Raw genomic sequence first — 13091 nt, 5'->3', positions numbered from 1 at the left:
CGCCCGCCGAGGACCTGCCACCCACCTCCGGGCGTGGGCCAGGTAGGGGCTCGATCCGGACCCGGACCGCCTGGCGCGGATCGCCGAACTCGTGGCGAAGTGCGGAAGCTGCTGGGTACCGCCCCGGGCGCACTGAGCAAGGCGGCGGAGCGCCTTGCGGACAACGGCCGGGGCTGGGCTGGGGTACCTCGGGCGCCGCCGGGGCTGGTCAGGTGCGGGTTTCGTCTCGGGCCCTTCGGACCCACAGCGGAGCATTGGGGGGGCAGCGGGGGCGGGGGCTGAGGCCGGTTCGCCCGCTGCGGGTACGACGCCAGCCAAGGTCAAAGAGCCTCCGCTGCGCTCCGCCCACCGGGTGCGGCCGCGATTCCCGTTACTCGCAGGTAGGGTTGCCCTACCGCCCGACAAAAGCACCTTTCCGGACGCAAAACCGGCCGGTAAGGCACCATGTTGCCTATTCAACCTCCCGGAGCCGACCCACCGGGGCGCACTAACCCCGGAGGGGCCTATGAGGGAGCGGCCCCGGCGGGGAACTGGGGCCCAGGGCGACCGGGGATTGGTCGTCCGCTGCGGGCGGGGTTGCGGTCGGGCGCGGAAAGGTTTCGGCGCACTGCACCCTTGCCGAGCCTGCTCGCAGGGTTGGGCCAGCACCCGACAAAGACGCCATTCCGGCCGTAGAGGCGGGCGGCAACCGCACCCCATTGCCCGTTCAACTTCCGAGCCGGGCGCATCGCCCCCCGGGCGGGGGGCGGCAGGCACCGGCCGGGGGTCAGGAAAGCCCCGCCGCACTACCCCGCTGACCACCGCCACGAGGGAATACGGACGCGGCCCTGCGGTAGAGCTTGGGCGCCCTACCAGCCGGTAGAGTGCGATTACCACCCGACAAAAGCGCCATTCCGGACGCTGAATCGGTCGGCAACCCCACCCCGTTGCACATTCAACCTCCCAGTCCGGACATATCGGACCCGCTGAGCGTCAGAGTGGAGTTTCCCCACCCTCAGCCCCCTGCCTTACGGGCGGAAACGACACCCGAACGGCCAGCGCACCCGGCGCAGCGCAGCGCGCCGCCCCCTGCCGAATCATGTGGATCACAGGCCCGCGCCCCTCCCCGAGCCGCACCCGACGAACCGGCCACGGCGACCTCGCGGCAGCAGCCAGCGGCGAAGCGCAGCGAGCCCTCTCTAACCCCAGGCACCCACCGGCCGACGGACAGCGAACCGGACCCCAGCCCGGCCCCCTCCCCCGCCGCTGCCAGCGCCCTGGGCCCGGAGGGCCCGAGACGAAACCCGCACCCAACCAGGCGCAATACCGCCCCACCCAGCGGCGATCTGTAACCCCCGCCCCCACCGAGCCGCAGACAGCCAACCACCCCCGCCCCAGCCGCCAGCGGCGGAGCGCAGCGGAGCCTTCCTGGGCCCCAGGTCCAACCCCACCCGCAGCGGCCAACCGACATCAGGCCCCCGCTCCCCCATGCCCCGCTATGGGGCCGAAGGGCCCGAGGCGAAACTCGCACCTGACCGTCCGCCGCGCCCAACCGTGCCGCAGCCGCCGGCGGCGGAGCGCAGCGGAGCCTGTCCTTAGCGTTAGGTCCCAGCAGCGCCGCAGGCGGTTAACCGGCTCAGGGCGCAGCCGCCCCACCGCTGTTGGATCCTTGGGCCGCAAGCCCTCACGACCCCGCAGCCGAACAGCCACAACGGCCACCTCGCGGCAGCAGCCAGCGGCGAAGCGCAGCGAGCCCTCTCTAACCCCAGACACCCACCGACCGACGGACAGCAAACCGGCCCCCAGCCCGGCCCCCTCCCCCCGCCGCTGCCAGCGCCCTGGGCCCGGAGGGCCCGAGACGAAACCCGCGCCCAACCGGGCGCAATACCACCCCACCCTGCAACGAGCCGTGACACTCCCCCCACCTCAGCCGCAGGCAGCAAACCAGCCCCAATGCCCTCCCCCCTGCTCTGACTTGAACCACCACCCGACCACCCCACCACCCCACCCTCACGCCCAAGGCGCCCGCGCCCCCGCCCCCGCCCGCCGGCGCCCCAGCTCTCCGGCGAAGGCTCGGGCGGCGGCGATGTCGGCGGCGTTGGGGCGGTGTTTGTGGAGGCCGCCGAGGGGTTTGAAGGGGGCCCAGGTGTCGAGGGCTCGGCACGAGAAGGTTGCTTCGACCTCGAAGCCCTTGCCTTGGAGGAGCTGAGACAGGGGGCGGGCGTACGAGAAGACCAGCGACAGCTCCGGGAGGCCGCTCGTGGCGAAGACGAACGCCCCGCGCCGCTCGCCGCCGGGGGGCGCCGAAACCCCCGGCAACGACCGTACGAAGCCCGTCAAGCGCGGGTGGAGCCGCCCGTAGAAGACGCCCGAGCCGAACCCCACGATGTCCGCCTCGCCCACCTCCCCCACATCGGCCTCCTCAGGAGTGACGACCCTCGCCTCCAGCACCTCGGCCATGCTGTCGGCGACGCGCCGCGTGTTGCCGTGCGACACGGAGACGCACACGATGACGGCCTTCATCCTCACCATCCCTCTCCCGTAACAGCCCGCTCCAGCCCTGCCCCACTCACTCCCAGGCCAGGGCCCGCTTTCGCTTCCGCACTACTGACAGCGCAGCGAGGCAAGGCGTGACACCTTCCGTCGCCATCTCATCGGCGACTCACTTCGAGCGGTGGGGTTACGACACGGGGCACGCACCAACCTCGCGGCAGGGCGGCGTCCGAGGCCGGGAAAACGCCGAAGCCCCCGTACTCGCTGAGTACGGGGGCTTCGCATGGAGCGCCCGGCAGGCCTTGCACCTGCATTTCCCGCTGGATGGCGGGCGTCTTGCCTTGGACCACAGACGCGTGACTCCCGGCTGCGCGCCGGGGTTACGTAGATGATCTTACCGGCCCGCCCCCCCTGTTGGCCAACGCGTGGCCCCAACGCCCCTCTCGGCCGGCGGCGGGCGGCGGGCGGCGGGGGATGCGGGACCGGCGGCCGGCGGGGGATGCGGGACCGGCGGCCGGCGGCCCCCAGCGCCCCTCACGCCTTGAGGTCGAAGCGCCAGGTTTCCGAGGGGACGACGAGCCTCGTCTCTTCCCAGTACGGTCCGAACATGACAGCAGCGCCGGAGAATGTATAAGTGGCGTCGCCCCAGTACATCACGCTGCCGCTTTGAACCCGCCCGCTCGGGTGCGGGAGGTCCTTCCTCACCTCTGTTTCATCGATGATCACTTGTCGGCCCACGGTAACCGTGAAAGAGGCGGGGCTGATCTTCGCCGGGTATTTCGTCGTGGCGTACCACCACCCGGCCCCCCAGAAGTACTGAGCTTCGGCCACGTCAAGAAAGGCGTAAATGCTCTCAGCGTTGTAGCGCAGGCCGAAGGTGAACTCGCCGTACGTCCACCTTCCATCTCCATAGATGCGCCGAGTGTCGGACTTGACCTCCGTCATTGTCCCCCCACGGACTGTGGGCCCAAATCCTGAAGATTCGGGCCCACTGCCATCATCCCGGTCCGCCACTACTTCTTGCTCAACCGTTCGGCGTCGTGCGCCAGTTCGTTGGGCGACTCGACCAGCAGCGGCACGATGTTGTCGCGAGCGCTTATCTTCCTTGCCCAGATCTCGCTGGGCGACCACCCGGTGTTGATGTGGTACTGGACGCTACGGTGACCCACCCCGGTCACGTCGATCAGCAGGCCGGGAGCGAATGCCCGCTCGATGACGGTGCCGGTGTTGATCGAGTCCGAGGCGAAGAACAGCAGTACTTTCTCCACCGGGGTGAACACGTTGATGTTTCCCCCGAACAGCGGGAAAGCACAGAGGGGGTTGAACGACGAGGTGTCGCCCACATCGCTCCGCTGGGAGATGCCGGTGGTGAACTCGGTGCTCGTCTCGTTGTAGACGGACACGGCCCCCTGAAGCCCGTCAGGCGATACGGTGCCCGTCCCCGTGATGCTCTTGACCTCCAGAGTCTGGCCGAGCTCGATGTTGTACGAGTTGCTGGCGGTCACTCGCCCGTCGGGGATGATCTGAGAGTGCGAAGTGAATGCCTTCAGTTGCGGCGCCCAGGAGATCTCCGTCGCCGTCATGTAGCCCAGGGAGCTGAACCAGACCAACGGCCTGCCGTTGGACGACGAACTGCGCACCCCCCTGAAGCCGTACAGACGGAAGCCTCCTTCGCGGAGCCTGTTGGTTGTCGCGTCATCCATCTCGATGGAGATGCTGTACCCGTCCTGCGCCATGCTCGACTCTCCCTCTTACGAGTGTGGTCTCAGCGCCGCGAGTCTCGCAGGCGGTACGCGCCCATAAACAGGGAACAACCGGCCATGCGAATCGGGCTCCGCCGCGCAATTGCCCCCATTGAGCCAAGCGCCCTGCGGGCTTCGGCCCTGCACACAAAGCGCTGCGTAATTTATCTACGCGCACTCCCAGGGGACAGCAACGGACGGACCGCCAGGCGAGAGACTTTTGATCTGCCGAGGCGGCGCGGCAGCCAAAAAGCAAGCGCGGGCGAGAAACGTTCCCACGGCTCCGCCGCGCCAGGGCAGCCGCCGGCCGCCGACCGCGGCCCGCACGGCCACCGCTCCTGTGCTCCCTCGTGCGTTCCTGCGCCCCGAGGGAGCGAATAGCCGCGTGATATTCCAGTGGGCTATGTGCAGCGAGATAACAACTAGCTTTGAATGCAGCGGAATTAGCTACCGGCAGCCTCAGAAACATCACCGATCCCGACCGGCACGCACCTATTGGGAACGCGGCAACGCCTGGTGCGATTGATGCTTGGGCGACATTTCCACAGAAGCGGCGAGCACGAATCACACGGGCCCGCTGCCGCTCGGGACAATGACAAGGTCAAGGACAAGGACGTTGACGTTGACGAGGACATGGACGAGGCCGGCAACGTCCACTCGCCGCCCGGGGCTCTCCCCGCCCCCTATCGCCGTACGGGCGGCCCAAACCCTCCGCCGGGCCCGCCGGCCTTCACCTGACGCAACAGGCCGGCCAACCCCGGGCGGGTGAGAGTGAGCATGCTGGCGGGCTCTTCGCTCTCGCGGAGAAGGGCGGTGCCGCCCACGGCGGCAAGTTCGACACAGTTGGCCGAATCCCCGCCACTTGAGAACGAGGACTTCTGCCACTCGACGACCCGGGCCATGCCGACCCCCTTCATTCACTCCGCATGAGACAGCGGCTGTACCGACCTACGGATGGACGGGCGGCTCGAAGCCCCCGGAGGAGCCCCCAGCCTTCACCTGGCGCACCAACCCCGCCAATGCCTCGCGCCTCAGGGACAGCACGCTGGTAGGAGCTTCGCTTTCACGGAGAAGGACAACACTGCCTGCGGCAGCGAGTTCAACGCAGTTGGCCGCGTCGCCACCGCCGGAGAAAGAGGACTTCTGCCACACAGTAACCAGTGTCATGTCGTGCCCTTTCACGTGCTCTGCACGAGGCGGTGGATGAGCTCTCTCGACTCTACGACCCCCAGCGCCGACGCCTCCACCCTGCGGAGAATCGCTCGGTACCGGTGCAGTTGCGCTTCCGCATCCAGAAAGTCGGAGCCGTGCGGCGTATCCAGCAGGACCGTGTCCAACTGCGGAACGGGTCCGCTCGCATACAGCAACGGAGCCCCGATGTCGGCAAAACCATCCACGTCGAACGGGACGACCTGAACAGTAACTTGCGGCAGCTCGGACTGTTCCAGGATGTGGACTAGCTGGTTTCGAGCGACGATCCTGTCGGCCGTCCTGATCCGCAGTGCCGCTTCGTGGATCACCGCGACATAGGGCACGGGCACTCTCTGGCGCCGCAGACGGAAACGTACACGAAGCTCAAGCTCTTCCTCCGACAGCTTCGGCACCGTGGAAGCGAAGAACGCCCGAAGTTGCTCTTCGGTCTGCAACAAACCGGGGATGTAGACGCTCTCGAAGTTCGTCAAGCGCGCGGCATGGTCCTCCAGTTCAGCCAAGTCCAGATAGCCAGACGGAACCTGACCCCGGTACTCCTCCCACCACCCCCGCCCCCGCTCCGTAGCCATGGCCACCAGCGCGTCCACGAGCGCGGTGTCGTCGCACGCGTACTGGCTGGCCAGGTGGCGTACGCGTTCCGCGCTGACGCCGACGCGGCCCGCCTCGGTCATTGAGATCTTGCTTTCGGCGATGCCGGCGGCCTGAGCCGCGACTCTGGCTGTCAGGCCCGCCCGTTCCCGGAGCTTCCGCAGTTCCGCGCCGAGGCGCTGTTGGCGGGCGGTGACGATGGTCCTCGCTGGCATGTGCCTCTTCTCGACTGTGAGTTGAAAGTACGAGTATCTCTACCGAGGTTGCGAAGGGTGATACACCACCCCTACCGTATGTGACGCACCACACACGCTGCGATTCCGGGAGCCGGAAGCGCACCGCCCCGTCACGCCAGGACGGCCGCGGCCATGCCACCGCGCTCATCGAGCCTCATCGAGCCCCATCGACCTCGGTCGCAGTGCACCCCGACATCCCCCCTCACACTCGGAGTGCCCGTATGTCTGAAAACGACGCAGAACCATGGGAGTACACGCTTTACATCCCGCACGACCCCCGTTCGGTCACCGTCTGCCGCCGCGCACTGCGGCTGATCCTCGCTGCTCATGAGTTGCCGCACCTCACCGAGGTGGCGGAGTTGCTGGCTACGGAGCTGGTCGGGAACGCCGTGCGGCACACGAAGGGGCCCGCGGCCCTGGGGCTGCGCTGGGCGGGCGGGATTCTCCGCATCGGGGCGTGGGACGCGGACCCCACGCCGCCCACGCCCCCGCTGTACACCCCTACCGACGCAGAGGAGGGGCGCGGGCTGGAGCTCGTACGTTCGTGCGCCGACGGGTGGGGCTGGCACGCCCTCAATTCCACCGGGGACAACGGAAAATACGTCTGGTGCGAACTCGCTTCAGCATGACCAGCGGAAAGTGGGACAACGCCGACCTCGACGTCGCGATGGAGCGGCGTGGGCTCTGGCGCGGGCGCTCGCCGTGGATCCGGCGGGCCGTACGGGAACTGCCGCGGCACCGGTTCGCGCCCGACCGGCTATGGCGATGGGACGGCTGGAACGGCGAGGGCAGCCGCGCGTACGTGCCGCTGGATCGGGAGGCCGAGGCCGAGGCCGGGCGATGGGCGGCCGAGGTGTACGCCGGGCCGGACGAACCGGCCGTAACGCAGGTCAGGGGCTGGCTGGCGACCACCGCCGCCCTTACTCGCGCGTAGGGTTGCGCAACCGCCCGGCAAAAGCGCCATTTCGGATGCCGAAACGGCGGCAACGGCACTCCATTGACCGATCAACCACACCCGCTGGGCCTCGCGCCACGAGGCCCAACGGTCCCGGGGGCCCAAAGCCCGCGGAAATTACTTCAAGGCCAGCCAAGCCACCGCCGCCACGACGATTACCGCGATGATCACGCCCACGATCACGCCGACCCGCGGGCCGGAGGAGGAAGGGCGGGTCACGGCGGCCGCGGGGGCGGCCGCTCGGCGCTGGGGCTCTTCGTCGACGAAGGCGCGGAACATCTGGGTGCTGCCGGCCGGGTCGTAGTTGCCCTCGGGGCCCTGCTGCTGGGGGTTAGCCATAGGGCAGGACCCTAGCGAAGAAGCGTACGACTCGGCACCTCGGGGTCGCCTAACGGCCGCCCCCCGCCCGCCCTTTCACCGCCCTCGCCCGCCCTACACCCGCCCCGCACCCCGTCCCCTCCCTCTCCCTTCCCCCTCCCTTCGCCGCCCCCACCTGCACCTTTACGCATCCCCCACCGCACCTTGACGCGCCCCCTACCCACCCTTTTCGACTCCTTTACCTCCCCGCCCCCCATTTCGTTTGCCTTCAGCAACCAAATGATTCTATGGTTGCCCTAAGCAACTGATCGTCCGAAGGTGGTGATGCCAGTGGCCGCTCGTCGAGAGCAGTACGAGGAGCTGGCGCGGCAGCTCGGCACCGTCGACGCGATCAAGCGCGACCTGGGCCGGAGGCTGCCGGTGAACTGCTCGCCCGCCTCGGTCGTCCTGCTGTCCCTCCTCAGGCGGTACGGCGAGATGCGGATGAGCAAGCTGGCCGAGCTGCTCGCGATCGACATGTCGGTCACCAGCCGGCACGTCGCGTACGTCGCCGAGCGCGGCTGGATCGAACGGCACCCCGACCCGCTCGACAAGCGGTCCCGGCTGCTGCGCCTGAGCCCCAGCGGCGCCGAACTGCTGGCCCAGGTGTCCACCCTCTACACCGAGACGCTCGCCGCGTGCCTCAAGGACTGGTCCGCGGACGACGTCGGCAGCCTCATCGACCTGCTGACGCGGCTGCGCGAGGCGTTCGGCGACTGCCGGGCGCGCGCACCGCAACCCCACGGCGCGGATTCAACTGCCCGTACACCTGCGTAAAGACGCGTCACGACGCGTGCCAACGCGTAAAGAACGAAGGAAACACATGGCTTCGACCACACCAGCCGGTGTGCGGGGCGGCCACGCCAAGCACGGAGGCGGCCACCAGCCGGCCCCCGGCTCCGACGCAGAGCCCATGACCCACCGGCAGATCATGGAAGCGCTGTCCGGGCTGCTGCTCGGCATGTTCGTCGCGATCCTGTCGTCGACGATCGTCTCCAACGCGCTGCCCCGGATCATCCACGACCTGAACGGCAGCCAGTCCTCGTACACCTGGGTCGTCACGGCCTCGCTGCTGGCGATGACCGCCACCACCCCGCTCTGGGGCAAGCTCTCGGACCTCTTCAGCAAGAAGCTGCTGGTCCAGATAGCCCTGGTGATCTACGTCGGCGGCTCCGTCGTGGCCGGGCTCTCGCAGAACTCCGGCATGCTGATCGCCTGCCGCGTGGTCCAGGGCATCGGCGTCGGCGGTCTCTCCGCCCTCGCCCAGATCGTGATGGCCGCGATGATCTCCCCGCGCGAGCGCGGCCGTTACAGCGGCTACCTCGGCGCGACCTTCGCCGTCGCCACCGTCGGCGGCCCGCTGCTCGGCGGCGTCATCACCGACACGAGCTGGCTCGGCTGGCGCTGGTGCTTCTACGTCGGCGTGCCGTTCGCGATCATCGCGCTGATCGTGCTCCAGAAGACCCTGAAGCTCCCGGTCCTCAAGCGGGACGTCAAGGTCGACTGGTTCGGCGCGTTCTTCGTCGCCGCCTCCGTCACGCTGCTGCTGGTCTGGGTGACCCTGGCCGGCAAGAACTACGACTGGCTCTCCTGGCAGACCTTCGTCATGGTCGGCGGCGCGATCGTGCTCGCCCTGATCTTCGTCTACGTCGAGTCGAAGGCGAAGGAGCCGATCATCCCGTTGCGGCTGTTCCGCAACAAGACGATCACCCTGGCCTCCCTCGCGTCGCTGTTCGTCGGCATCGCGATGTTCAGCGGCACGGTCTTCTTCTCGCAGTACTTCCAGCTCGCGCGCGGCAAGACCCCCACGATGTCCGGCATCATGACGATCCCGATGATCGCGGGCCTGTTCATCGCCTCCACCATCTCCGGCCAGGTGATCACCAAGACCGGCCGGTGGAAGTACTGGCTGGTCTCCGGCGGCGTGCTGCTCACCGCGGGCCTCGGCCTGCTCGGCACCATGCGGTACGACACCCCGTACTGGCACCTGGCCATCTACATGGCGTTCATGGGCCTCGGCATCGGCATGATGATGCAGAACCTGGTCCTCGCCACGCAGAACCAGGTCGCCCCGCAGGACCTCGGCTCCGCCAGCTCCGTCGTCACCTTCTTCCGCTCCCTCGGCGGTGCGGTCGGCGTCTCGGCGCTCGGCGCGGTGCTCAGCAACCGGGTCACCCACTACGTCCAGGAGGGCGTCGCGGAGCTCGGCCCCAAGGGCGCGGCCCTGGGCCACGGCGGCACCGGCGGCGGGGGCATACCCGACCTGTCCCAGCTCCCCGCGCCCTTCCGCACCATCATGGAGAGCGCGTACGGGCACGGCGTCGGCGATGTCTTCCTGTACGCGGCGCCGTGCGCGCTGCTCGCCTTCCTCCTGACCCTGTTCATCAAGGAGGTCGCGCTGCGCAGCAAGTCCGGCACCGAGCGGGCGCTGGCCGGTGACGACTCGACGCCCGCGACGGCCCCCGCCGCCGCGGCCGCGACCACCGCCGCCACCGCCGCGGACTCCTTCGAGAACACCGCCGAGCTGGAGCCCGCCCTCGTCGGCGCGCCGAGCACGACCGACGGCGACCAGGCACTGGCACCCGCCGCCCCGGCCGCCGCGCCCGCCGCCGACGCGCAGCGCCTCGCGGCGTTCGCCTCCGCCGGCGACGGCCCGGCCCCCGGTGGCACCCCCATCCACGGGTTCGTACGGAACGCCGACGGCCAGCCCGTCGCCCGTTCCGCGGTCACCCTGATCTCGCTGAGCGGCAGCCAGCTCGGCCGCGCCGTGGCCCAGGGCGACGGCTCGTACGCGCTCAGCGCGCCGGGCTCCGGCTCGTACGTGCTGATCGCGGCGGCCGACGGCCACCAGCCGCAGGCGTCCACCGTCGTCGTCGGCGACGAGCCGCTCGGCTACGACATCCTGCTCTCCGGCACCAGCGGCCTTGCGGGCCTCGTCCGCGCCGCCGTCACCGCGGCGCCGGTCGACGCGGCGATGGTCGTCGTCACCGATGTACGGGGTGAGGTGCTGGCCACCGGGAAGACCGGGCCGCAGGGCGACTTCACCTTCGACGAACTGGCTCCCGGCACGTTCACCATCGCCGTGAACGCGCCCGGCTACCGGCCCGCCGCCCTCCCCGTCGAGGTCGGCCACCAGGGCGTCACCCGCATGGAGATCGAGCTCCAGGCCGGCGCCCGGGTGCAGGGCACCGTACGGGCCGGGGCCGACCGGCGTCCGCTGCCGGACGCGCGGGTCACGCTCGTCGACGCGGCCGGGAACGTGGTGGCCACCGCCACCACCGGTGAGGACGGCGCGTACGCCTTCACCGACCTGGACGCGGGCGACTACACCGTCATCGCGAGCGGCTACCCGCCGGTCGCGGGGGCGCTGAACGTCGCCGGGCACGGCGTCGACGGCTACGACGTCGAGCTGGCCCACCCCGGCGACTGACCGGCGGCGCGCAATACCCCGGAGGCCGGGGCGCGGTTCGAGCGGAGACGCGCCCCGGCCCCCGGTCCGGGGCCGGCACGGACGGTCCCAGGGGCCCCGGCGGCGGGCGGCGAACAGGCAGGGGACGGCCTGCGCGCCGCCGCCGGGGCTCCCCATCCACGACGGGCCCCCACGCCCCTCACACACATTCACCCCCACACATTCATCCCCCACACGTCCCACACGTACGACGAGCGAGCGATCGGGAGCGGGAACGGCAATGACCACCACTGGGGCAGGACTGCGGGCGCGGGTGCGCACCCGCGACGGCTGGGCGGTGCAGCACGCGGTGCTCACCATGACCGACATGCAGGGCGCGCAGGTGCTGCGGGTCCAGGCCGACGAGGACGGCGCGGTCCACTCCGACCAGCCGCTGGCGCCCGGCCCGTACACGGTCATCGCGACCGCCGTCGGCTACGCCCCGGCCGCCTCGACCGCCATCGTCACCGCCTCCGGGCGCGCCGACGTCGGCACCGTGGTCCTCGCCCGGCAGGGCGGCGTGGAGCTGCCGCCGCCCGGGGCGTGGACCATCGACCCGATGCACTCCTCCGTCGGCGCGGTCGCGCAGCACCTGGGGATCTCCAGCGTGCGCGGCCGGTTCACCGAGTTCTCCGGGCGCATCGAGATCGCCGAGAACACCACGAGCCCCGAGGGCCTGGCCAAGTCGTCCGTCGAGGCCGTCATACGGGCCGACTCCATCGACACCGGAAACGCCATGCGGGACGGCCACCTGAAGTCCGCCGACTTCCTGGACGTGGAGTCCTTCCCGGAGATCACCTACCGCTCCACGGGGCTGGAGCCGGCCGGCGCCGACCGCTGGACGGTCCACGGCGACCTGGCCCTGCGCGGTGTGCTGCGACCGGTGGACCTCGACCTCACCTACCTCGGCACCGGCCCGGACCCGTGGGGCGGCACCCGCGCCGCGTTCCGCGCCACCGCCGAACTGCGCCGCGAGGACTTCGCGATGAACTACAACCAGGTCGTCGCGGCGGGCATCGCGGCGATCGGCACCACGCTGCGCGTCGAACTCGACATCCAGGCGGTGCAGGGGACGGAGCTGCCGGGGCTCTGACGTCCGGCGGCGGCAGTACGGGGAGGGGGCGTACGGATTTCCGTACGCCCCCTCCCGCATTTCCACCGGTGACTACCGCTCCGCGTTCTCTCTCCGCGCGCCATCGTCTCTGCGCGCGCCGTCGTCCCTGCGCGCCCCGTCGCCTCTCCGCGCCCGGTCCCTGAGCACCTCGATGCCCGCGATGGCGCAGTCCAGCGCCACCTCGAAGTCGTGCGCGCGCATGGACGCGACGTCGGTGCTGGGGCGGGCTTCCATGAGCCGCTGGGACTCCTCGAACTCCGGCCGCCCGTCGACGGTGGCCATCACCGCGTCGAAGTACTCGTCCTCGGTCAGCCCCGCCTCGCGGCAGTTGGCGGCGTAGCGGGACTCGATCGTGCCGAAGCCGTAGACGAACTGGTAGACGAGGGCCAGGGCGCCGGGGATCTGCTCCATCGGCAGCCCGCTGCGGATCACCACGCGCTGGGCGGCGGTGGCGAAGGCCATGGAGTTCGGGCCGATGTTGAGGTACTCCCCGATCAGCCGGGAGACCCAGGGGTGACGCACCAGCATGGCGCGGTTGGTGGCGGCGAGCTGGCGCAGTTGGTCGCGCCAGTCGGCGGCTGTGTCCCCGTCGGCGTCGTCGGCCTCGTCGTCCTCGTCGTTTACTTCCGGCAGTTCCAGCTCGGCGCCGGCCGCGTCGACGGCGTACTCCAGCAGGTCGTCCTTGGTGTCGACGTACCAGTAGACGGACATGGCGGTGACGCCCAGCTCGGCCGCCAGCCGCCGCATCGAGAACTTCGCCAGGCCCTCGGCGTCGAGGAGGCGGACGGTGGCCGCGACGATCCGGTCGAGGTCGAGGCCGGCCGGCTGCTCGGCGGGATGCCCGGAGGGTTCCGTCCTGCGTTTGGGGGCGCGTCGGTCGCTCAGCCACACACTGGCCCGGACGGTGCGGGTGCGGCCGCTCGCCATGACGCGCTCTCCTTCTGCGATGCGCTGGTGGTACGTATCC

13 protein-coding genes and 1 tRNA gene are annotated in these 13091 nt (G+C 70.0%); 5 read left to right on the top strand and 9 right to left on the bottom strand.

From position 1 onward, the window contains the following. Positions 1-1989: 1989 nt before the first annotated feature. The 7 genes from IF55_RS09810 to IF55_RS09785 form a co-directional block, all read right to left on the bottom strand. On the bottom strand, positions 1990-2502 hold the full coding sequence (locus IF55_RS09810) for a flavodoxin domain-containing protein (protein ID WP_030892820.1): 513 nt from the start codon (positions 2500-2502) through the stop codon (positions 1990-1992). Positions 2503-2756: 254 nt separating this feature from the next. Next, positions 2757-2828: transfer RNA gene (locus IF55_RS09805), tRNA-OTHER, on the bottom strand. 178 nt (positions 2829-3006) lie between these two features. Continuing rightward, positions 3007-3417, bottom strand: coding sequence for a hypothetical protein (locus tag IF55_RS09800; RefSeq protein WP_030892822.1), 411 nt, complete (start codon positions 3415-3417; stop codon positions 3007-3009). 68 nt (positions 3418-3485) lie between these two features. Next, a complete protein-coding gene (locus tag IF55_RS09795; RefSeq protein WP_048831810.1) occupies positions 3486-4208 on the bottom strand; it encodes a hypothetical protein in 723 nt (240 codons plus the stop codon). A gap of 689 nt (positions 4209-4897) precedes the next feature. Then, positions 4898-5116, bottom strand: coding sequence for a DUF397 domain-containing protein (locus IF55_RS09790; RefSeq protein WP_030892826.1), 219 nt, complete (start codon positions 5114-5116; stop codon positions 4898-4900). A gap of 46 nt (positions 5117-5162) precedes the next feature. Continuing rightward, positions 5163-5381, bottom strand: coding sequence for a DUF397 domain-containing protein (locus IF55_RS36950; protein WP_078644036.1), 219 nt, complete (start codon positions 5379-5381; stop codon positions 5163-5165). Between the two features lie 11 nt (positions 5382-5392). Beyond that, positions 5393-6229 carry a helix-turn-helix domain-containing protein gene (locus tag IF55_RS09785; RefSeq protein WP_030892828.1) on the bottom strand — a complete coding sequence of 279 codons (837 nt, stop codon included), beginning with the start codon at positions 6227-6229 and terminating at the stop codon, positions 5393-5395. Positions 6230-6471: 242 nt separating this feature from the next. Between IF55_RS09785 and IF55_RS09780 the strand changes: the two genes are divergently transcribed. Both IF55_RS09780 and IF55_RS09775 read left to right on the top strand, forming a co-directional pair. Further along, positions 6472-6879, top strand: coding sequence for an ATP-binding protein (locus IF55_RS09780; protein WP_030892831.1), 408 nt, complete (start codon positions 6472-6474; stop codon positions 6877-6879). Then, complete coding sequence (locus IF55_RS09775) at positions 6876-7184, top strand: hypothetical protein (RefSeq protein WP_030892834.1); 309 nt, start codon at positions 6876-6878, stop codon at positions 7182-7184. The genes IF55_RS09780 and IF55_RS09775 overlap by 4 nt, the downstream gene beginning before the upstream one ends. 138 nt (positions 7185-7322) lie before the next feature. Here IF55_RS09775 and IF55_RS09770 read toward each other — a convergent pair whose 3' ends face one another. Beyond that, the gene (locus tag IF55_RS09770) at positions 7323-7544 is read right to left on the bottom strand and encodes a hypothetical protein (RefSeq protein ID WP_030892837.1); all 222 of its coding nucleotides are present in this window, start codon (positions 7542-7544) and stop codon (positions 7323-7325) included. A 303-nt stretch (positions 7545-7847) separates the two neighbouring features. Here IF55_RS09770 and IF55_RS09765 point away from each other — a divergent pair, with 303 nt between their 5' ends. The 3 genes from IF55_RS09765 to IF55_RS09755 all read left to right on the top strand — a co-directional run bounded on the left by IF55_RS09765 (position 7848) and on the right by IF55_RS09755 (position 12103). Further along, positions 7848-8339 carry a MarR family winged helix-turn-helix transcriptional regulator gene (locus tag IF55_RS09765; protein WP_030892515.1) on the top strand — a complete coding sequence of 164 codons (492 nt, stop codon included), beginning with the start codon at positions 7848-7850 and terminating at the stop codon, positions 8337-8339. Between the two features lie 136 nt (positions 8340-8475). Next, positions 8476-10992 carry an MFS transporter gene (locus IF55_RS09760; RefSeq protein WP_482700564.1) on the top strand — a complete coding sequence of 839 codons (2517 nt, stop codon included), beginning with the start codon at positions 8476-8478 and terminating at the stop codon, positions 10990-10992. Positions 10993-11251: 259 nt separating this feature from the next. Continuing rightward, entirely contained in the window at positions 11252-12103 is an 852-nt protein-coding gene (locus IF55_RS09755; RefSeq protein WP_030892521.1) for a YceI family protein, read from the top strand. A 72-nt stretch (positions 12104-12175) separates the two neighbouring features. Here IF55_RS09755 and IF55_RS09750 read toward each other — a convergent pair whose 3' ends face one another. Further along, positions 12176-13051, bottom strand: coding sequence for a TetR/AcrR family transcriptional regulator (locus tag IF55_RS09750; RefSeq protein ID WP_030892524.1), 876 nt, complete (start codon positions 13049-13051; stop codon positions 12176-12178). Positions 13052-13091 lie beyond the last annotated feature (40 nt).

This window comes from Streptomyces varsoviensis (assembly GCF_000718635.1).
Lineage (GTDB): Bacteria > Actinomycetota > Actinomycetes > Streptomycetales > Streptomycetaceae > Streptomyces > Streptomyces varsoviensis.
Note: the sequence above shows the minus strand (reverse complement) of the source record. Positions and strands in the feature narration are given on the sequence as shown.